Origin of the sequence: Curvibacter cyanobacteriorum (assembly GCF_028649475.1) — a bacterium.
Lineage (GTDB): Bacteria > Pseudomonadota > Gammaproteobacteria > Burkholderiales > Burkholderiaceae_C > Curvibacter > Curvibacter cyanobacteriorum.
Map to the genome: position 1 here is coordinate 51,261 of NZ_JAQSIP010000007.1, position 18,409 is coordinate 69,669.

Annotated in this window: 19 protein-coding genes; 11 read left to right on the forward strand and 8 right to left on the reverse strand. The window is 68.6% G+C overall.

The genetic code is table 11. The features are described 5' to 3' along the window. Positions 1-9 precede the first annotated feature (9 nt). The 4 genes from PSQ40_RS14970 (at position 10) to PSQ40_RS14985 (ending at position 4,126) form a co-directional block, all read left to right on the forward strand. Positions 10-960 carry a hydroxymethylglutaryl-CoA lyase gene (locus PSQ40_RS14970; protein WP_273952483.1) on the forward strand — a complete coding sequence of 317 codons (951 nt, stop codon included), beginning with the start codon at positions 10-12 and terminating at the stop codon, positions 958-960. 29 nt (positions 961-989) lie between these two features. Then, positions 990-2,132, forward strand: a complete 1,143-nt coding sequence (locus PSQ40_RS14975) for a CaiB/BaiF CoA transferase family protein (protein ID WP_273952486.1) — start codon at positions 990-992, stop codon at positions 2,130-2,132. Between the two features lie 68 nt (positions 2,133-2,200). After that, positions 2,201-3,211: a tripartite tricarboxylate transporter substrate binding protein gene (locus PSQ40_RS14980; protein ID WP_273952488.1), complete on the forward strand. Its 1,011-nt coding sequence runs from the start codon at positions 2,201-2,203 to the stop codon at positions 3,209-3,211. Between the two features lie 114 nt (positions 3,212-3,325). Then, positions 3,326-4,126: a hypothetical protein gene (locus PSQ40_RS14985; RefSeq protein ID WP_273952491.1), complete on the forward strand. Its 801-nt coding sequence runs from the start codon at positions 3,326-3,328 to the stop codon at positions 4,124-4,126. Positions 4,127-4,175: 49 nt separating this feature from the next. On the opposite strand, the gene PSQ40_RS14990 is transcribed toward PSQ40_RS14985, so the two are convergent. The 6 genes from PSQ40_RS14990 to PSQ40_RS15015 all read right to left on the reverse strand — a co-directional run bounded on the left by PSQ40_RS14990 (position 4,176) and on the right by PSQ40_RS15015 (position 10,024). After that, a complete protein-coding gene (locus PSQ40_RS14990; protein ID WP_273952494.1) occupies positions 4,176-5,456 on the reverse strand; it encodes a TRAP transporter large permease subunit in 1,281 nt (426 codons plus the stop codon). Then, a complete protein-coding gene (locus PSQ40_RS14995) occupies positions 5,457-6,047 on the reverse strand; it encodes a TRAP transporter small permease (RefSeq protein ID WP_273952497.1) in 591 nt (196 codons plus the stop codon). Positions 6,048-6,161: 114 nt separating this feature from the next. Further along, complete coding sequence (gene rhmD, locus PSQ40_RS15000; RefSeq protein WP_273952500.1) at positions 6,162-7,346, reverse strand: L-rhamnonate dehydratase; 1,185 nt, start codon at positions 7,344-7,346, stop codon at positions 6,162-6,164. A 10-nt stretch (positions 7,347-7,356) separates the two neighbouring features. Beyond that, a complete protein-coding gene (locus PSQ40_RS15005) occupies positions 7,357-8,367 on the reverse strand; it encodes a TRAP transporter substrate-binding protein (RefSeq protein WP_273952503.1) in 1,011 nt (336 codons plus the stop codon). A gap of 47 nt (positions 8,368-8,414) precedes the next feature. Then, complete coding sequence (locus PSQ40_RS15010) at positions 8,415-9,167, reverse strand: SDR family NAD(P)-dependent oxidoreductase (RefSeq protein WP_273952504.1); 753 nt, start codon at positions 9,165-9,167, stop codon at positions 8,415-8,417. Beyond that, the gene (locus PSQ40_RS15015; protein ID WP_273952507.1) at positions 9,164-10,024 is read right to left on the reverse strand and encodes a fumarylacetoacetate hydrolase family protein; all 861 of its coding nucleotides are present in this window, start codon (positions 10,022-10,024) and stop codon (positions 9,164-9,166) included. Before PSQ40_RS15015 ends, PSQ40_RS15010 begins: the two co-directional genes overlap by 4 nt. Before the next feature lie 97 nt (positions 10,025-10,121). Between PSQ40_RS15015 and PSQ40_RS15020 the strand changes: the two genes are divergently transcribed. Next, a complete protein-coding gene (locus tag PSQ40_RS15020) occupies positions 10,122-11,069 on the forward strand; it encodes a LysR family transcriptional regulator (RefSeq protein WP_273952509.1) in 948 nt (315 codons plus the stop codon). A gap of 22 nt (positions 11,070-11,091) precedes the next feature. Here PSQ40_RS15020 and argC read toward each other — a convergent pair whose 3' ends face one another. After that, complete coding sequence (gene argC / locus PSQ40_RS15025) at positions 11,092-12,045, reverse strand: N-acetyl-gamma-glutamyl-phosphate reductase (RefSeq protein WP_273952511.1); 954 nt, start codon at positions 12,043-12,045, stop codon at positions 11,092-11,094. A 142-nt stretch (positions 12,046-12,187) separates the two neighbouring features. Between argC and PSQ40_RS15030 the strand changes: the two genes are divergently transcribed. From PSQ40_RS15030 to PSQ40_RS15045, 4 genes are all read left to right on the forward strand, one after another. Continuing rightward, positions 12,188-13,072, forward strand: coding sequence for a LysR family transcriptional regulator (locus tag PSQ40_RS15030; protein WP_273952512.1), 885 nt, complete (start codon positions 12,188-12,190; stop codon positions 13,070-13,072). A 242-nt stretch (positions 13,073-13,314) separates the two neighbouring features. Further along, entirely contained in the window at positions 13,315-13,950 is a 636-nt protein-coding gene (locus PSQ40_RS15035) for an NAD(P)H-dependent oxidoreductase (RefSeq protein ID WP_273952514.1), read from the forward strand. Positions 13,951-14,123: 173 nt separating this feature from the next. Then, complete coding sequence (locus PSQ40_RS15040; protein ID WP_273952517.1) at positions 14,124-15,206, forward strand: GGDEF domain-containing protein; 1,083 nt, start codon at positions 14,124-14,126, stop codon at positions 15,204-15,206. Positions 15,207-15,217: 11 nt separating this feature from the next. After that, a complete protein-coding gene (locus PSQ40_RS15045; protein WP_273952520.1) occupies positions 15,218-16,159 on the forward strand; it encodes an alpha/beta hydrolase in 942 nt (313 codons plus the stop codon). A gap of 48 nt (positions 16,160-16,207) precedes the next feature. Here the strand turns inward: PSQ40_RS15045 and PSQ40_RS15050 are convergent, their stop codons facing one another. Continuing rightward, a complete protein-coding gene (locus PSQ40_RS15050) occupies positions 16,208-16,852 on the reverse strand; it encodes a LysE family translocator (protein ID WP_273952800.1) in 645 nt (214 codons plus the stop codon). A 132-nt stretch (positions 16,853-16,984) separates the two neighbouring features. On the opposite strand from PSQ40_RS15050, the gene nikR reads away from it, so the two are divergent. After that, positions 16,985-17,449, forward strand: a complete 465-nt coding sequence (gene nikR / locus PSQ40_RS15055) for a nickel-responsive transcriptional regulator NikR (protein WP_273952524.1) — start codon at positions 16,985-16,987, stop codon at positions 17,447-17,449. A gap of 87 nt (positions 17,450-17,536) precedes the next feature. Further along, positions 17,537-18,349, forward strand: coding sequence for a HoxN/HupN/NixA family nickel/cobalt transporter (locus tag PSQ40_RS15060; RefSeq protein WP_273952527.1), 813 nt, complete (start codon positions 17,537-17,539; stop codon positions 18,347-18,349). The last annotated feature ends 60 nt before the right edge of the window (positions 18,350-18,409 follow it).

Here is an 18,409-nt window from a genome sequence, read left to right on the forward strand (position 1 = left end):
CATGGAGACATGAGTTTGAAAAATCCCCTTCCCCCCAGCGCGGTGATCCGCGAGGTCGGTCTGCGTGATGGCTTGCAAAGCATCCAGACCGTGCTGCCCACGGCGCGCAAGATCGAGTGGATCAACGCGGCCCATGCGGCCGGCCAGCGCGAGATCGAGGTCGGCTCCTTTGTGCCGGCCCGCCTGCTGCCCCAACTGGCCGACACGGCCGACTTGCTGGCCCATGCCAAGACGCTGCCGGGCTTGTTCGCCTCGGTGCTGGTGCCCAACCTGCGCGGTGCCGAAGCCGCGCTGGCGGGCGACGCCGACCTGATGCTGTTGCCCCTCTCCGCCAGCCATGACCACAGCCTGGCCAACCTGCGCAAAACCCCCGACGAGGTGGTGGCCGAACTGGGCCGCATCCGCGCCGCGCGCGATGCCTCGGGCCGCAAGACCTTGATCGAGGGCGGCGTGGGCACGGCGTTTGGCTGCACCCTGCAGGGCGAGGTCCGGCCCGCCGAGGTGCTGCGCCTGATGCAGGCGCTGCTGGACGCCGGGGCCGACCGCGTCAGCCTGGCCGACACCGTGGGCTACGCCGACCCGGGGTCGGTCAGCCGCCTGTTCGAGCAGGCGCTGAAGGTGGCGGGCGACCGCCTCTGGTGCGGGCATTTTCACGACACGCGCGGCCTGGCCTTGGCCAATGCGCACGCGGCGCTGCAAGGGGGGGTGACGCGCTTCGATGCGTCACTCGCGGGCATTGGCGGCTGTCCGCACGCACCGGGCGCCAGTGGCAACACGGCCAGCGAGGACCTGGCCTTCATGCTGGAAGCCGCTGGCGTGTCCACCGGGCTGGACCTGCCCCGCCTGCTGGCCCTGCGCGACCAGGTCGCTGGCTGGCTGGTGGGCGAGGCCACCCATGGCGCCCTGCACCGAGCCGGCCTGCCCAAGCACTTTCGCCCCGCGACCCGGGCCACCGCCTGAGCGCGCCCCTTTTGATTTCGAGAACCAGCATGAACACCGAAGCCACTGGACTGCCGCTGCAAGGCGTGCGCGTCATCGAATTCACCCACATGGTCATGGGCCCCACCTGCGGCATGATCCTCGCCGACCTGGGCGCCGAAGTCATCAAGATCGAGCCCCCCGGGGGCGACAAGACGCGTCAGTTGCCGGGCCTGGGCATTGGCTTCTTCCGCAGCTTCAACCGCAACAAGCTGAGCGTCGAGCTGGACATCCAGACCCCCGAAGGCCTGGCCACCGCCAAGGCCCTGATCGCGCAGAGCGACGTGCTGCTGGAGAACTTCCGCCCCGGTCTGATGGACAAGCTGGGCCTGGGCTCCGAGGCCCTGCGGGCCGAGTTCCCGCGGCTCATCTACGTGTCGCACAAAGGCTTTCTGCCCGGCCCGTATGAAGACCGCCTGGCCTTGGACGAGGTGGTGCAGAACATGGCCGGCCTGACCTACATGACCGGCCCCGCGGGGCGACCGCTGCGCGCGGGCACCTCGGTCAACGACATCATGGGCGGCATGTTCGGGGCCATCGGGGTGCTGGCGGCGCTGCGCGAGCGCGAGCGCACCGGCCAGGGACAGGAGATCCAGAGCGCCCTGTTCGAGAACTGCTGCCTGCTGGCCTCACAACACATGCAGCAGTTCCAGATGACGGGCGAGGTGCCGCCACCGTTTCCGTCCCGGGTCTCGGCCTGGAGCGTGTACGACACGTTTGAGGTCGCGCACGGGGCGCAGTTGTTCATCGGCGCGGTCAGCGACAAGCAGTTCCTGACCCTGTGCGAGGTGCTGAACCGCCCCGATTTGGCCACCGACCCGGCCCTGGCCAGCAACGCGCAGCGCGTGGCGCTGCGCCCCGACTTGCTGCGCCGCCTGGCCGAGAGCACGCGCCAGTGGGACCTCGATGCCCTGTGCGACCGCCTCAAAACCGCCGGCCTGCCTTACGCCAAGGTGGTGCGGCCCGACCAGCTGCTGCACGACGAGCACCTGCTCGCCAGCGGCGGGCTGGTGCCCATGCAAACCGAATCGGGGGAGCGCACCGAGGTGGTGTTGCTGCCCTTGTTGATGGGCGGGCGCCGCCCCGGGGTGCGCCACCCCTTGCCGCGGGTCGGCGAGCACACCGAAGAGGTGCTCGCACGGCTGCGCGTTTGAGGGCCTGAGGCAGGATGGGCGCCTGGCCTCGGCCACCGTATTCTTTCCATAACGACAGCGAGACAAACATGAACCTCTTCTTGAAACGACGCACCGCTCGGGTGCTGGGCACGGGGCTCCTGGTGGGGCTTTTGTCGGCCCCGGTGGCGTGGGCCCAAGGCGCGGGTGCGGCGCTTGCGCCGCCCGCGGGCCCCCCCTTGCGCGTGATCCTGCCGGTGGGGCCGGGCTCGGGCGTGGACACCATCGTGCGCTCGGCCCAGGTGGCGCTGAGCAAGGCTTTGAACCAGCCCGTGGTGATCGAGAACCTGCCCGGTGCCGGCGGCATCACGGGGACCTCGGCCCTGGTCAAGGCGGCCCCCGATGGCAACACCATCGCGTTCATCTCGAACAACCACGCGGTCAACCCCAGTGTGTTCAAGAAGATGCCCTATGACAGCCTCAACGACATCACCCCGATCAGCGTGGTGGGCGGCTCGCCGTTCCTGCTGGTGGTCAACCCCAAGCTGGTCACCGCCAAGAACGCCAAGGAGCTGCAGGCCTTTTTGAAGGTCAAGCCCGAGGACCACAACTACGCCTCCTCGGGGAACGGCACCATCATCCACCTGGCCGGTGAAATGGTCATGGACGCGCTCGAGGTGGAGGTGCGCCACGTGCCCTACAAAGGCATGGGGCCGATGATCACCGACATCATGGCGGGTCAACTCGCGATGGGGGTGGCCTCGGTGCCGTCGGTGCAGGGCCAGTTGCGCAGCGGCACGCTGCGGGCCATCGGGGTGTTGGGCCGGGGCCGCGTGGCCTCCTTGCCTGACCTGCCCACCTTCGCTGAACAGGGCTTTCCCGACGTCGACGTGATGGGCTGGTTCGCCATGGTGGGCCCGGCCAAGCTGCCGCCGGCCCAGGTCAAGCGCCTGCATGAAGCCGTGGTCGCGGCCTTCAACGACCCGGAGGTCAAGGCCGCCATGGCCAAGCAGGACAACCAGATCAACCCCAGCAGCCCCGAGGCGGCGCGTCAGTTCCTCAAGACCGAGCAGGAGCGCTTTGCCAAGATCGTCGCCAAAGCGAATGTGAAGCTGGATTGAGGCCCACCGCCGCGGGGCTTTGCAGCGGCCCCTGAATGGGCGGGGGGGCCGTGTCCGGCCCCCGTGCCTGGGCCCGCGCTGGGGCCTCGTTCGGGGCTCACTACACTGGCGTCCATGCCCCAGCCGCCCGCGTCCCACCCACCCCTGACCGCCCACTATGCGCTGGACGGGCAGCGCTGGCGCCGTCCCGTCAGTGCCCGCACCTGGTCGGCCACGCTGACCTTGCCGCCCTGCCCGGTGGCGGTGCTGGCCGAATGGACACGCTGCGTGCAGCACGAGCTGGCGCTGGCGCCAGGCGATGTCGAGGTGCTGCCCTGGGGCCAGACACGGCGCCGGTGGCCGGCTTACCGCGGGTGCGCTGACGCGGCGGCACAGGCCCTCGCCGGGCAGGGGCTGGACGGCCTGCTGGCCGACAGCCCGCCGACCCTGATGGTCTGCCTGGGCGCGCGCTACCACCACGACGCCGAGCAGTACGGCGAGGCGGTGTTCTGCAACCTGTTCCTCTGTGACGAGGCGGGACTGGACCTGCATTTCCCGCTGTCCGGCCAGCGCCTGCCCTTGCAGCGCGGCACCTTGGTCTTGTTCGACCCTTCGCAACCCCACGGGGTGGTGGCCCGGCATTCCTTGGGCTTCGAGGCCCCCGCGCTGTCGCCCGCGGCGCTCGCCGGGCAGGTGTTTCTGAGCTGGGAGTTGAGCCTGGACCACGCGGCGCTGCGCGACTTCATGGGCACCGCGATCGCGCGCGACGACCCGCCCGATGGTCTGCCTGCCGACCCGCCCGACGACCCGCCCGGCCCCTTGTGCACAGCCTCGACCGGGCCCGCTCTCGGGCCGGGCACCGCCCTGCGCTGGGCCGGTGTGCCCGGTGGGGTGTGCCCGGACACCGGGGACTGGCAAGGGCCCGCCTTGGCCTGAAGGTCAGGCCCAGCGCCGGGCCGGGCCGCGGCAGCTCCCCGGCCGGCCGTCACCCGGTCAGCCAGCGCGCAGGCACGGTCACCAGCGAGGGGAACAGCACCATCAGGAACATGACCGCGAACTCGGCCGCCATGAAGGGCAGCACGCCGCGCGTGACCTCGTCCATCTTCATGCGCCCCACCCCCGCCACCACGTTGAGCACCGTGCCCACCGGCGGCGTGATCAGTCCGATCGAGTTGTTGATGATGAACAGCACCCCGAAGTACACCGGGTCAATGCCCGCGGCCTTGACCACCGGCATCAGCACCGGCGTCAGGATCAGGATCGTCGGCGTCATGTCCATCGCTGTGCCCACCGCCATGCACAGCACCATGATGGCGATCAACAGGAGGGTCGGGCTGCCCATCAGGGGCTCCAGCATGGCGATCATCTTGTTGGGCAAGTCGGCCACGGTGATCAGCCAGGCACTGACCATGGCGGCGGCCACCAGGAACATCACCACCGCGGTGGTGCGCGCCGCCGAGACAAACAGCCCGCCGAGTTGGGACCACTTCAGTTCGCGGTACACCACGGTGGCCACGAACAGCGCGTAGACGGCGGCCACCACCGCGGCCTCGGTGGGGGTGAACACACCCATGCGCAAACCCACCAGGATGATCACCGGCAGCATCAGCGCCCAGCCCGATTGGCGCAGCGCGACCCAGATCTCCCGGGCGCCTTGGCGCTGGGGCGTGACGATGGCTTCGCGCCGACCCAGCCACCACCAAGTCCCCCACAGGGCGGCGCCGATCAGCAGGCCCGGAAAGATGCCCGCCATGAACAGCTTGGAGATCGACACATTGCCCGCGACCCCAAAGATGACGAAGCCGATCGACGGTGGGATCACCGGCCCGATCACCCCGGCGGCCGCGATCAGCCCCCCGGAGCGCGCCTTGTCGTGCCCGGCCTTGACCATCATGGGCAGCAGCAGTGCCGTCAGCGCGGCCGCGTCGGCCACGGCCGAGCCCGACAAGGCCGACAGCAGCACCGCCGCCATGATGGTCACGTAGCCGAGGCCGCCCCGGATGTGCCCCACGCAGGCCAGGGCCAGGTTCACGATGCGCTTGGACAGGCCTCCCACGTTCATGATTTCACCGGCCAGCATGAAGAACGGCACCGCCAGCAGCGGAAAGCTGTCGGCGCCATTGATCACGTTCTGTGCCAGGATCTGGGCGTCGAACATGTCCAGGTGGACCATCAGGGCCACCCCGCTGGCGAGCAGCGCAAAGGCGATGGGGATGCCCAGGGCCATGGCCCCCATCAGGGCCCCCAGGAAGATCGCGACGGTCATTCAAGCCTCCCGGCCGCGGGCGGCTTGGTGGGGACGCGGCGCTGCTTGGCGGGCCAGTTCGGCTTGCAGGGCTTCCAGTTCGGCCTGTTCCTCCGACTCCTTGACCATCACCAGCTCATTGGCTTGCAGTTGACCGCTGAGCAAGCGCCACAGGTTGTGCAGCAAGATGACGCCGGCCGAAAGCGCAAAGAACACCCCGGCGCCATAGAACAAGCCCATCGACCAGCCGGTCACCGGAGCCTGGGCTTCCCAGTTGATGCCGGCCTGCTGCCAGGCCCCTTGCAGCAACAGCCAGCAGATGTAGAGCATCAGGGCGTGGCCCAACACCAGGCAGACTTTTTTGCCCGCCGCGGGCAAGCGCGACACCAGCATGTCGGTGCCCAGGTGTTCGTTGTGGTGCAGCGCCACGACCGCGCCCAGGAAGGTGAGCCAGACGAACAGCCAGCGCGAGATCTCCTCGCTTTCGGTCACGCCCGAGTTGAAGGCGTAGCGCAACACCACGTTGCCAAACACCAGCACCACCATCAGCAGCAGGGCCAGGCCCATCAGGCCGTCGAGCAGACGGCAGTACCCCGTTAAAAATCGCTTCACGCTTGTCTCCTGTGTCCGGCGGCCGGGCGCCAGAGGGCGCGCGCCGCGCTGGGGAAAGGGGGCCGGTGACGGCGCACCCAGGCGGCGTGCGCGGTCCCGGCTTTGTGTTGTGGGTCAGTGTGTGTACGGACGGTGCAGCGCGCAGTCAGGGTTCAGCCGCACGCCGAAGCCGGGTTGATCCAGCACCGAGGCCTTCATGCGACCGTTCACCGGCACGGGCTCGTCCAGCAGCAGGGGGTTGAACATGGGCACCACCCGGTCGGCCTGCGGGGCCATCATGAGGAACTCGGCGAACGGGCTGTTGTGCCGGGTGATGACGAAGTGGTAGCTGTAGACCGAGCTGCCGTGCGGCACCACCAGCGCGCCATGGGCATCGGCCAGCGCCGAGATCTTGATCAGCTCGGTGATCCCGCCGCACCAGCCTACATCGGGTTGGATGATGTCGCAGCAGCCCTGCTCCAGCAGCAGGCGAAAACCCCAGCGCGTAGCCTCGTGCTCACCCGTGGTGACCAACATGCCCGGGGGCACCTGGCGGCGCAGCGCGGCGTAGCCCCAGTAGTCGTCAGGCGGCAGGGCTTCTTCGATCCATTTGAGGCCGTGCTCGTGGGCGCCCTGCGCCAGGCGGGTGGCGTAGTTGAGGTCCAGGCTCATCCAGCAGTCCAGCATCAGCCAGAAGTCGGGGCCCACCCGCTCGCGCATGGTGGCCAGTTCGGCCAGGTTCTTGCGCAGGCCTTCCTCGCCTTCGGCCGGACCGTGGTGCAGTGGCAGCTTGCCGCCAATGAAGCCCATGTCCTTGGCCAGGTCGGGGCGGGCGCCGGTGGCATAGAACTGCAGCTCATCGCGCACCGGGCCGCCCAGCAGGGCATGCACCGGCTCGCGGCGCACCTTGGCCAGCAGGTCCCAAAGCGCCAGGTCGACCCCGGAAATGGTGTTGATCACGATGCCTTTGCGCCCGTAGTAGAGGGTGGCGAAGTACATCTGGTCCCACATCTTCTCGATCGCGGTGACGCATTGGCCCTCGAGGAATCGGGCCAGGTGCTTCTCGACGATGAAGCATCCCAGCTCGCCCCCGGTGGTGACCGAGAAGCCCACCGTGCCGTCACTGGCCTCGATCTCCACCACCAGCGTGCCCAGCACGTTGATGCCAAAGCTCTGTCGGCTGGCGCGGTACTCGGGGTAGCGTGCCATGGGGGTGGCGATGTGGTTGTCGATCCAGTGCTCGGCGCCCTGGTCGTGGTAGTCGGCGCCACCGCCGCGGACGGTGTAGGCGCGGACTTGCTTGATGGTCGGCATGGCCATGGAGGGGTCCTTATTTCTGTTTGCGAACTTTGTCGATCTCGGCGTAGACCTGCTTGACGAGGTCTTCGCCGATCTGCTTGCTGTACTTGTCGACCACGGGTTGCAGTTCGGTGCGCATGCGGGCGGCTTCGGCCGGGGGGATGTCGTTGAACTGCAGGCCCTTGGCGCGCATGTCCGCGACCAGGCTGGCGTTGGATTCGCGGTTCAACTTGCGCTGAAAGTCACGCGACTCGACGCAGGCGTCGTTGAGCACCTTGTGGTCGTCGGGGCTGAGCTTGTCCCAGACTTTCTTGCTGACCATCACCACGAAGGGCGAGTAGGCGTGGCGCGTGGCGCTGAGGTACTTCTGCACCTCGTTCATCTTGTTGGCATGGATGATCCCGTAGGGGTTCTCCTGTGCGTCGATGGCGCGCGACTCGAGTGCGGCGTACAGCTCGGTGAAGGGCATGGGCACCGCATTGGCGCCCAGGGTCTTGAAGGCGTCGATGTAGACCGGGTTCTGCATCACGCGCAGCTTCAGGCCTTTGAGGTCTTCCGCCTTGGTGATGGGGCGCTTGCTGTTGGTGACGTGGCGGAAGCCGGTCTCCCAGTAGCACAGGCCCACCAGGCCACGCGGGTTGAGTTTGTCCAGCAACTCGCGGCCCACCGGGCCGTCGAGCACCGCATCGGCTTCCTTCTCGTCGCCGAACAGGAAGGGCAGGTCAAAGACGGCGAATTCCTTCACCAGCTGCACCACCGGGGCCGAAGAGGCCCCGACGATCTCCTGCACCCCGCCCTGGGCTGACGAAATCATCGCCGACTCGCTGCCCAGCACATTGCTGGGAAAGGCCTTGACCTTGATGCGGCCGCCGCCTCGCTGGTCCACCAGTTGCACGAACTTGTTCACGCCCTGGCCCAGCGGGTGGTCTTCGGCGATGCCGTAGCCAAACTTGAGCACGCGCGGTTCTTGCGCCTGGGCCGGCAGGGCCAGGCAGGCGGCCAGGGCGGCAATCAGCGCCAAGGGGGTCATGCGTTTTTTCATGGTCTATGTCTCCTGTTGTTGTCTTCAAAAGTCGGGGTGCGGGGGGCTCAATAGACGGCGCGGCCCCCCGACAGATCGAACACCGCGCCGGTGCTGAATGCGCAGTCCTCCGAGGCCAGCCAGCCGATCATCGAAGCGGCTTCATCGACCTGCAGGAAGCGCCCCATCGGGATCTTGGACAGCATGAAATCGATGTGCTGCTGGGTCATCGAGTCAAAGATGGCGGTCTTGGCCGCGGCCGGGGTGATGGCGTTGACCAGCACGCCGCGTGTAGCCACTTCCTTGGCCAACGACTTGGTCAATGCGATCAGGCCGGCCTTCGAGGCGCTGTAGTGCGAGGCGTTGGGGTTGCCCTCTTTGCCCGCGATGGAGGCGATGTTCACGATGCGCCCGTAGCCCCGGGTCAGCATGTGCGGCACCACGGCACGGCACACCAGGTAGGGGCCGACCAGGTTGACTTCGATCACCCGGCGCCAGACATCGGGCTGCAGTTCCCAGGTGGGGCCGTTGCCACCGGTGATGCCTGCGTTGTTGACCAGGATGTCGATTTGCCCGTGCGCCTGCAAGGTGTCGGACACCGCTTGCTGCACGGCCGCCTCGTCACTCAGTTCGACGGTGTGGGTGCTGACCCGACCCAGCGCCGACAGGCTGCTCAGGGCGCTGCCCAGTCGGGCGGTGTCGATGTCCCAAAGCGCCACGCTGGCACCGCTTTTGAGCATCCGTTCGGCGGCGGCGTAGCCGATGCCTTGGGCGCCCCCGGTGACGATGGCGACGCGTTGATTCAGATCGAGTTGGTTCATGCTTGAAAGTCCAGGTTGGCGGAAACGGTGTTTTGGATCTGCTCGCCCAGGCCGCTGATGCCCAGGCGCAGGGTCTGGCCCGCACGCAGGTAGCGCGGTGGGCGTTGGCCGAAGCCGACCCCCGGGGGCGTGCCGGTGGCGATCACATCGCCGGGCTGCAGGCTCATGAACTGGCTGACGTAGGCCACCACGGTGGGCACGTCAAAAATCATGTGGCGGGTGTGGCCGCGCTGGCAGGTCTGGCCGTCCACGTCGAGCCACAGGGCCAGGTTCTGGGCGTCCGGCACGTCGTCGCGCGTCACCAGCCAGGGGCCCAGCGGCGCAAAGCTGTCGCAGGACTTGCCCTTGTCCCACTGGCCGCCGCGCTCCAGTTGGTAGGCGCGTTCGGACACGTCGTTGACCACGCAGTAGCCCGCCACATGCTGCAAGGCGCGCTCGCGGCTCAGGTAGCGGCCCCCTTGGCCGATGACCACGCCAAGCTCCACTTCCCAGTCCACTTTCTCGGCGCCGGGCGGGATCTCGATGGCATCAAATGGGCCGCTGATGGCGCTGGTGGCTTTCAGGAACAGCACCGGTTCGGTGGGGATCGCCATGCCCGATTCCTCGGCATGGTCGCGGTAGTTCAGGCCCACGCAGATGAGCTTGCCCACCCGCCCCACACAGGGGCCCAGCCGGGGCTCGCCGCGCACCAGGGGCAGGCTGCCCAAGGGCAAGGCCTGCAACCGGGCCAAGCCGGCTGGGCTGAGCACCGCGCCGGCGATGTCGTCCACTTGGGCACTGAGATCGCGCAGCGCGCCGTCTGCGTCAATGAGGCCGGGCTTCTCCGCGCCGGGGGCGCCATAGCGCACCAGTTTCATGGGGTGTCTCCTGTCGTTCTTGTGTCATCCATGGGGCGAACGATAGGCAAAGCAGCTATAACTATCCAATCGAAATAATTGAGGTAGGTATAGAGAAATGGAATCTGTCATCCAGATGGGGCATCGGCTCTCGAATCGCTTGCGCCTCAAGCACTGGGCTTTGCTGGCGGCCATCGCCGATAGCGGCACCCTCAACAAGGCCGCTGCACGCCTCAACGTGACCCAGCCCACCGCCACCAAGTTGTTGGGTGACATCGAGCAGGCCCTGGGCCTGCCGGTCTTCACCCGCCATGCCCGCGGCCTGCTGCCCACGCCGCTGGGGCAGGAGGTGATGGCGTTTGCCCGCCTGGAGCAGGAGCGGCTGGGGCGCTTTGCCGAGCACCTGGAGCGCATGCGCCGCGGTGGCCACGGTCAGTTGGTGATTGGTGCCATCATGGGCGCGGCCCCCGACGTGGTGGCCTTGGCCGTGGCGCGCATCAAGGAAGAGCGCCCTTTGCTTGACGTGCGCATCGTGGGCGAGACCAGCGACCAGATCGGCCTGATGCTGGAGCGCGGTGAAATCGAGCTCGCGATTGGTCGCCCGTCCGAGCCGCAGCTGGGGCGGGTGGACTTTCTGCCGCTGGCCAACGAGACCCTGGTCCTGGTCGCGCGGCGGGGGCACGCCTTGTCACGGCGCCGTCAGATCGAGTGGCTGGACCTGGTGGACTGGCCCTGGATCCTGCAAGCCAAGAGCAGCCCGACCCGCAAGCTGCTCGAAGAGGCTTTCTTTGAACACCACATCGGTGTGCCCGAGAACCAGGTCGAGTGCGCTTCCATCTTCGCCGCCTTGCAGTTGCTCCAGACCACCCAGGCGGTGGCCCTGCTGCCCGAAGCCGTGGTGCGCGACCACGTCAAGGCCAAGCTGCTGACCGTGCTGCCGTTCCGGTTTCAGAAGGCCTTGCCGGTGTTCGGCGTGCTGACGCGGCGTGCCGACCCCGTCAGTGAACCGGCCCAGGCTTTCATGGCCCATGTGCAGCAGGTGGTGCAAGGGGGGGCAACGGCCTGAGGCGTTGGCGGGGCGGGGCGCCTCAAGCCACCAGTCGGTCTGGTGCCGCGTGTCCCAGCATCAGGTCCAGGTTTTGCACCGCGGCCCCGGAGGCGCCTTTGCCGAGGTTGTCGAACACGGCGCACAGCAGCACCTGGCCGTGCGCGGGGTTCTCGAACGCCCCCAGGCGCAGCCGGTTGCTGCCATTCAGGGCCTGCGGGTCCAGTGTGGCGGTTTGGGCGCTGTCGGCCAGCGGCATCAGCTCGACCTCGGTCGCGTTGGCGTAGTGGGCCTGCAGGGCCGCGTGCAGGTGGCCCGCCGTCACCCCGGGGGCCAGCAGGCGCAGGTGCAGTGGCACGGTCAACACGATGCCCTGGCGGTAGTGGCCATAGGCCGGCACAAACAGGGGGCGGTGTTGTAGCCCAGCATGCAGCTGGATTTCGGGGGGGTGTTTGTGCGCCAGCTGCAGGCCATAGAGCTGGAAGGCCGGCGGCGTCTGGTCTGGGCCGGGGGCCTCATGCGCCTGCACGGCGGCGCGCCCGCCCCCTGAGTAGCCCGACACGGCGTGGATCACCACCGGGTAGTCGTCGGGCAGCAGGCCCGCCTGCACCAGCGGCTGCAGCAGCGCGATGGCGCCGGTCGGGTAGCAGCCCGGGTTGCTGACGCGCTGGGCCTGGGCGATGCGCTGGCTTTGCGCGGCGCCCAGCTCGGGCAGGCCGTACACCCATTGGGGGTCGGTGCGGTGGGCCGAGCTGGCATCGATCACGCGCACGGCGGGGTTGCGCAGTGCGGCCACCGCCTCGCGCGCGGCCGCGTCGGGCAGGCACAGGATGGCGATGTCGCAGCTGTTCAGCGCCTCGGCACGGCGTTGGGGGTCCTTGCGCTCGGCCTCGGGCAGGCTCAGCAGGCGCAGGTCGGGGCGGTGGCCCAAGCGGGCGTGGATCTGCAGGCCGGTGGTGCCTTGGTCTCCATCGATGAACACAAGCGGGGTGGGCATGTCGGGGCGCTCCTGAAACGGGGTGGGCAGGCTCGGGGTGAGCCCGGCAAGCCCCGATCTTGCGATCAGCCTGTCATGAAGAAAAGTTGAATATCATGAAGCTGAACTTCAGCTTTAATGAACCAAATGTAGGGAGCCCCGGATGCGTGAACTCAGTCTGGACCGCCTGCGCACCCTGGTCACGATCGCCGACCTGGGCTCCTTTGCCCAGGCATCTCGGGCCCTGCACCTGGCGCCGCCCACGGTCAGCCTGCATGTGGCCGATCTGGAGGCCCGCCTGGGCGCGCCCTTGTTGCTGCGGCAGCGGGGCCAGGTGCGGCCCTCGGGGGTGGGCGCCCTGTTGATCGAGCGCGCGCGGCGCTTGCTGGCCGAGGCCGACCAGGCGCTGGACGAGGTGCAGCGTCAGGTGCAGGGCCTGGCCGGGCGTGTGCGCCTGGGGGCTTCCACGGGGGCCATCGCCCACCTGTTGCCGCAGGCCTTGGCGCAGTTGGGGCGTGCCCACCCCGACATCGATGTGCAGGTGTCGGTGCTCACCTCGCAGGACACCCTGACCCGCCTCAGCGAGGGGCGGCTCGACCTGGGTCTGGTGGCGCTGCCGCAGGCCACGGTGCCGGGTTTGTCGGTGCTGCCCTGGCGGCGGGACCCGGTGATGGCTTTTGTGCCGGCGGATTGGCCGACGCCGCAGCGCCTGAGCCCGGCCTGGCTGGCCGCGCGGCCACTGATCCTCAATGACGAGGGCACCCGCCTGTCGCGCCTGACCCTGGACTGGTTTGCCGCGGCGGGACTGCAGCCCAAGCCGCGCATCGAGCTCAACTACAACGACGCCATCAAGAGCCTGGTGGCGGCTGGTTATGGGGCCACCTTGCTGCCCCACGAGGCCAGTGCGCCGCCGCCAGACCCGCGCATCCGCATGCTGCCGCTGCGTCCCGCGCTGTGGCGCCCGCTGGGCATCGCGCACCGTTCACGCGGGCTCGAAGCGGCCACGCAGCAGGTGCTGGACGTGCTGTGGCCGATGCGCCAGGCCTGATCGGGTTGGGGGCGGGGCCATGAGGGGCCGGCGGCCGCCTGGGGATCGCGGCCGTTGGCGGCTTTTAGCAGCAAAACGATTTCCGGGTGCTCGGCAGGATTTCGCTGGCGGTGCCAGAATCCCCGGGTTCTCCGGTGTCGGGCGCTTTGGCCTGGCCACCGGGTTGCATCGTCGGCTGGGTGGCGGTGTCCGGTGTGTCCGGTCGCTTGTCACGGGCCTTTTCTGACCCCATTGGAAATCTCATGGACCTGATCCAAATCCTCAAGTGGCGCTATGCCACCAAGAAAATGAACCCCGCCAAGGCGGTGCCTGAAGCCAAGGTGGAGCACATCCTCGAAGCCGTGCGCCTGACCGCCACCTCGAGCGGCCTGCAGCCCTACGAAGTGATCGTCGTCACCAACCCCGAAGTGCGTGAAAAGATCAAGGCCATCGCCTGGGGCCAAGGCCAGATCACCGACGGTTCGCACCTGCTGGTGTTCGCTGCCTGGGACAACTACACAGCCGACCGCATCAACCAGATGTTCGACCTGACCAACGACGAGCGTGGTTTCAAGAACGAAGGCTGGGAAGCCTACCGCGCCAAGCTGCTGGCGATGTACCCCAACCGCGATGCCGAAGCCAACCACCAGCACGCCGCCCGTCAGGCCTACATTGGCCTGGGCACCGCGCTGATCGCTGCCGCTGAAGTCGAGGTCGACGCCACCCCGATGGAAGGCTTTGACCCCGCTGCGCTGGACGAGATCCTGGGTCTGCGTGCCCGCGGCCTGCGCAGTGTGCTGATCCTGCCCCTGGGCTACCGCGAGGAAGACAAGGATTGGCTGGTCAAGCTCAAGAAGGTGCGCCGCGCACGCGCCAACTTCGTCTCTGAAGTCAAGTAAGGCCTGAGGCCGGCCAGGGCGGGCGGGCCCTGGCGCGCCACCGCCGGTCGGTGGCGTTCTGCCGCCTGCGCGTCATCGCGGCCACACGGCGGCCCCACGACAGCGCTAACATGTCGCCAAATCAGCTCTGGTGGGGCTGGCCCGCGTGGGCCGATCAGCCCGCCCGCCGCGACATGACCGTTTCTGAACCGACATCCCGTGCGCCGCGTCCGCGGGGCTCCAGCCTGGCCGGCAAGGCCTATTGGGCGATGGTGCGTCGCGTCACGCTGATCGCTGGCGCCATCGATGTGGGTTACATCGTGCTGTTTGCGGGGCTTGGCGCCTCGACGCTGGCCTGGATCAATGGCGTCAGCGTGCTGCTCTACGCCGCGGCCTACGCCTTGATCGGCCGCAAAAAGAACACCCTGGCCCTGCTGCTGATCTGGTTCGAGGTGATGGCCCACGCGGCCCTGGGCTCGCTGTTGATCGGCTGGGACAGCGGTTTTCACTACTTCCTGCTGCTTTTCGTGCCCGCCATCGTGGTGGCCAATTCGCGCGGCCTGGCGCCCGCCATCGTGCTGGGCTTGCTGGCGTACTACCTGGGGCTGAAAGCGGTGTGCGATGCCGTGGGGCCACTGACGCCGCTGTCCCCCGCGGGGTTGCGGACGGTGTTCTGGGTCCATGTGTGCCTGGTGTTTGCGATGTCGGCCTCGATCGCTGCGTTTTACCGCCGCGCCATCCTGTCGGCCGAACGGCGCCTGGTGGAGCAGGCGCAGACCGATGGCTTGACGGGCCTGTGCAACCGCCTGGGTTTCCAGACCCAGGCGGCCCTGACGCTGGCGCGCCAGCCGGACGCCGGGGGCTCGGCCGCGGTGCTGCTGGGGGATGTGGACCATTTCAAACAGGTCAACGACCGCTATGGCCACGCCGCGGGAGACCAGGTGCTGATCCACGTGGCGCGCATCCTGCAATCCCACGCCCGCCAGGGCGACGTGCTGGCGCGTTGGGGGGGCGAGGAGTTCCTGCTGCTGATGCCGGGGTGTTCGCCAGAGCAGGCCGAGCAGGCGGCCGAGCGCATCCGCCAAGCCGTCGTGGCCTCGCGGGTGGCTGTGGACGAATTGGAGTTGCCCCTGTCCCTGTCGCTGGGGGTGGCCTGCCTGGGGCCGGGGGAGTCCTTGCAGAGCGCGATCTCGCGCGCCGATGCCGCGCTGTACGACAGCAAGCGCGCAGGGCGCAACCGGGTGTCGCGCGCCTGGCCAGCGGCCTTGCCGGCGTGAGGACCCGGCCCATGCACCATCGCCGCTTGGGGGCCCCAGGCCCCTCATCAGAGCGCCCTGGGCGGGGCTGGCGCCAGCGCCTGTGGGCGGTGTTGACCGGTGTGGGCCTGGCTTTGGGGGGCCTGGCATCAGCGGGGGCCCAGGGCCTGCCTGCCGTGGCGGACGCCCGCCTCACCCCGGCCCCCGTTCAGCCTGTGGCGGTGAGCGCGAGCCTGAGCGAGAACGCGAGCGCGGAGGCCGGCGCGCTGTTCCAACTCCCCACCCGCGAAGGCGTGCAGACGCCGGTCTTTTGGCAGGCCCACGCGGCGGCTCGGGCCACCGTGCTGTTGTTTCCGGGGGGTGGCGGGGGCTTTGGCACGGTGACCCAGGGCCTGCCCACCGGGGCCAATTTTCTGGTCCGGTCGGTGCCCCATTTCCTGGCGCAAGGCCTGAACGTGGCCATCATCGGCCGCCCCAGCGACAGCACGGACCTGGGCTATGCCGACCGGCTGAGCCCCAACCACCTGCAGGATGTGGCTGCGGTGCTGGCCTGGGTGCACGCCCGCAGTGCGGCGCCGCTGTGGCTGGTGGGCACCAGCCGTGGCACGGTGTCGGTGCTGGCGGCGGCGCTGCAGTGGCAAGACCAGGGGCGCGTGGCCGGCGTGGTGCTGTCGTCCAGCATCCTCAACCCGAGCAAGCCAGGGGCCTTGCCGCGGCAGGACCTGGCGGCCTTGCGCCTGCCAGTGCTCCTGCTGCACCACCGCGACGACGCCTGTGCCGTCTGTCCGCCTGACGCCGTGCCAGCGGCCCTGGCGGCCCTGCGACAGGTGCCACTCAAGAAAGTGGTCTGGATGGCGGGCGGCGGGCCGCCGCGGGGGGACGCCTGCGGGCCGTGGCACTGGCATGGCTACATCGGCCTGGAGCGCGAAGCCGTGGCGCAGATCGCCGAATGGGTCACCCAGCCGGCGCCGTGAACCGGGCCGCCGTGGCCACCACCGCGAGGCCGCAGGCCCGGGGCGTGTTCACTTGTTCGATGCCAGCAGCAGGCCGGCGGCGCCCATGAAAAAGCCCCCCGTCGCCTTGTTCAGGCGCACCACGCCGCGCTGGGTGGTGATGAGGCGGCGCAGTTGCAGCCCGCCCAGGGCATAGGCCAGCGTGGCCACGAACTCGGCGCACAGGTAGGTCGGGCCCAGCACCGCGAACTGGGGTGCAGCGGGCTGGGTGGGGTCGATGAACTGCGGGAACACCGCGGCAAACAAGATGATGGCCTTGGGGTTGGTGATGCCCAGCAGAAACTCCTGCAGCACCAGGGCGCGGTGATTGGCGGGCTGGGCCTGGGGGGCGGCCGTCCCGGGGGACGCCTGGGCGTCGAGTTGGTTCAGGCCGCTGAATTCGCGGCTGCGCCAGGCCCGCCAACCCAGGTAGAACAGGTAGGCTGCACCGGCCCATTTGATGGCCAGAAAGGCCGTTTCCGAGGCCAGCAGCATGGCTCCCAGTCCCACGGCCGACACCGTCAGGAACACCGCAAATGCGCTGACCCGGCCCACCGTCCCGATCAGGGCGGCGCCCACACCCTGGCGGATGCCGTTGTTCAGCGCGCAGAAGTTGTTGGGGCCCGGCGTCAGGGCGATGGCCACCGCCACAGGGAAAAACAAAAGGGCGTTCATGCTCATGGGCAACTCCGGGACGCGGTCGTCGGGGCCCCGCTTGGGGGGCTGAGGTGGGGGGAGCCCCCGGTTTTAGCACAGCGCGTGCCTGCCTGCACTCGCCCTACACTCAGCGCTCAGGAAGGACCCCGCATGGACCGCTTCACGATTTCGCTGGACGAGGATCTGGCCCACCAGTTTGACCATTTGATTGCCGCGCGCGGTTACCGCAACCGCTCCGAGGCGGTGCGCGACCTGATCCGGGGCGCCATCGAGCAGGACGGGCAGCGCGAAGCCCCGACCGGCTATTGCGTGGCCAATGTGTCCTACGTTTACCGCCACCACGAGCGCGAGCTGGCCGACCGCCTGGCCAGCCTGCAGCACCACAGCCACGACCTGACCGTGGCCTCGATGCGCAGCCAACTGGACCACGAGCACTGCATTGAATCGGTCTTGCTCAAAGGCGCGACAGCCGAGGTGCGGCGCCTGGCCGACGCCATCGTGGCCGAGAGCGGTGTGCGCCATGGCCAGGCCAATCTGGTGGCGCTGGAGCCCGACCAGCCCCATGTGCATGGCCCCGGCGGCCAGGCCCACGTGCACTTGCGGCCCCGCCGCTGACCCCGGTTCGAGCGCCCGGCGCCATACGCTGATCGGCGCATGGGCCAGCGCAGTGACTTGTAAGAGAATGGTGGAAAAATTCTTACCATGGACCTCCAAGCCACCCCCTCCGACTGGCCCACTTTGCTGGCCCTGGCCTTTGTGCTGGGCCTCAAGCATGGGCTGGATGCCGACCACCTGGCCACCATCGATGGCCTGACCCGCCACAACAGCCGCTTGCAGCAGCGCTTTGCGTCGTTCTGCGGCAGCTTTTTCTCGCTCGGCCACGGGGCCGTGGTCCTGGTCACGGCCTTGGGCCTGTCCGCCCTGGCGGGTCAGCAGGCGGTGCCCGACTGGCTCGATGCGCTGGGGGCTTGGGTGTCGATCGGCTTTCTGCTGCTGTTGGGCGGCCTCAACCTGTGGGCGCTGTGGCGCACCGCCCCCGATCAGGTGGTGCGGCCCCTTGGGCTGAAAGCCTGGGGCCTGAAGGGACTGCAGCAGGTGTCGCACCCGGTCGTGGTGGCGCTGGTGGGGGCCTTGTTCGCGCTGTCGTTTGACACCTTGTCGCAGGCTGCGTTTTTTGCCTTGGCCGGGGGCCGCCTTGGCGGCGCCTGGCCGGTGGCCAGCCTGGCGTTGGCGTTCCTGCTGGGCATGCTGGTGACCGATGGCCTCAACGGCCTGTGGATCGCCCGCCTCATGGCGCGGGCCGATCAGGTGGCACGCCGGGCCTCGCGGGTCATGGGGCTGACCGTCGTGGCCCTGAGCTGGGGCGTGGCCGGCCTGGGGCTGGCCAAGCTGTACTCGCCGGCCATCGACGCCTGGGCCGAGGGCCAGGCCTTGCTGCTGAGCCTGACGGTGCTGGGCTTGCTGGCGGCGGCCTTTGGCTGGGTGTTGCACGGGGCCCGCCGGCGCTGGGCCTGATCGCCGGCCGCGTTGGCCTGGAGCGCCTCGTCGGTTGGGGCCCCGGTCACTGAAGGAGTC

Bases quoted from the DNA above. Each gene is read 5' to 3' on its own strand.
- PSQ40_RS14970 (WP_273952483.1), top strand. From the start codon at position 10: ATGAGTTTGAAAAATCCCCTTCCCCCCAGCGCGGTGATCCGCGAGGTC.
- PSQ40_RS14975 (WP_273952486.1), top strand. From the start codon at position 990: ATGAACACCGAAGCCACTGGACTGCCGCTGCAAGGCGTGCGCGTCATC.
- PSQ40_RS14980 (WP_273952488.1), top strand. From the start codon at position 2,201: ATGAACCTCTTCTTGAAACGACGCACCGCTCGGGTGCTGGGCACGGGG.
- PSQ40_RS14985 (WP_273952491.1), top strand. From the start codon at position 3,326: ATGCCCCAGCCGCCCGCGTCCCACCCACCCCTGACCGCCCACTATGCG.
- PSQ40_RS14990 (WP_273952494.1), bottom strand. From the start codon at position 5,456: ATGACCGTCGCGATCTTCCTGGGGGCCCTGATGGGGGCCATGGCCCTG.
- rhmD (WP_273952500.1), bottom strand. From the start codon at position 7,346: ATGGCCATGCCGACCATCAAGCAAGTCCGCGCCTACACCGTCCGCGGC.
- PSQ40_RS15005 (WP_273952503.1), bottom strand. From the start codon at position 8,367: ATGAAAAAACGCATGACCCCCTTGGCGCTGATTGCCGCCCTGGCCGCC.
- PSQ40_RS15010 (WP_273952504.1), bottom strand. From the start codon at position 9,167: ATGAACCAACTCGATCTGAATCAACGCGTCGCCATCGTCACCGGGGGC.
- PSQ40_RS15015 (WP_273952507.1), bottom strand. From the start codon at position 10,024: ATGAAACTGGTGCGCTATGGCGCCCCCGGCGCGGAGAAGCCCGGCCTC.
- PSQ40_RS15020 (WP_273952509.1), top strand. From the start codon at position 10,122: ATGGAATCTGTCATCCAGATGGGGCATCGGCTCTCGAATCGCTTGCGC.
- argC (WP_273952511.1), bottom strand. From the start codon at position 12,045: ATGCCCACCCCGCTTGTGTTCATCGATGGAGACCAAGGCACCACCGGC.
- PSQ40_RS15030 (WP_273952512.1), top strand. From the start codon at position 12,188: ATGCGTGAACTCAGTCTGGACCGCCTGCGCACCCTGGTCACGATCGCC.
- PSQ40_RS15035 (WP_273952514.1), top strand. From the start codon at position 13,315: ATGGACCTGATCCAAATCCTCAAGTGGCGCTATGCCACCAAGAAAATG.
- PSQ40_RS15040 (WP_273952517.1), top strand. From the start codon at position 14,124: ATGACCGTTTCTGAACCGACATCCCGTGCGCCGCGTCCGCGGGGCTCC.
- PSQ40_RS15045 (WP_273952520.1), top strand. From the start codon at position 15,218: ATGCACCATCGCCGCTTGGGGGCCCCAGGCCCCTCATCAGAGCGCCCT.
- PSQ40_RS15050 (WP_273952800.1), bottom strand. From the start codon at position 16,852: ATGAACGCCCTTTTGTTTTTCCCTGTGGCGGTGGCCATCGCCCTGACG.
- nikR (WP_273952524.1), top strand. From the start codon at position 16,985: ATGGACCGCTTCACGATTTCGCTGGACGAGGATCTGGCCCACCAGTTT.
- PSQ40_RS15060 (WP_273952527.1), top strand. From the start codon at position 17,537: ATGGACCTCCAAGCCACCCCCTCCGACTGGCCCACTTTGCTGGCCCTG.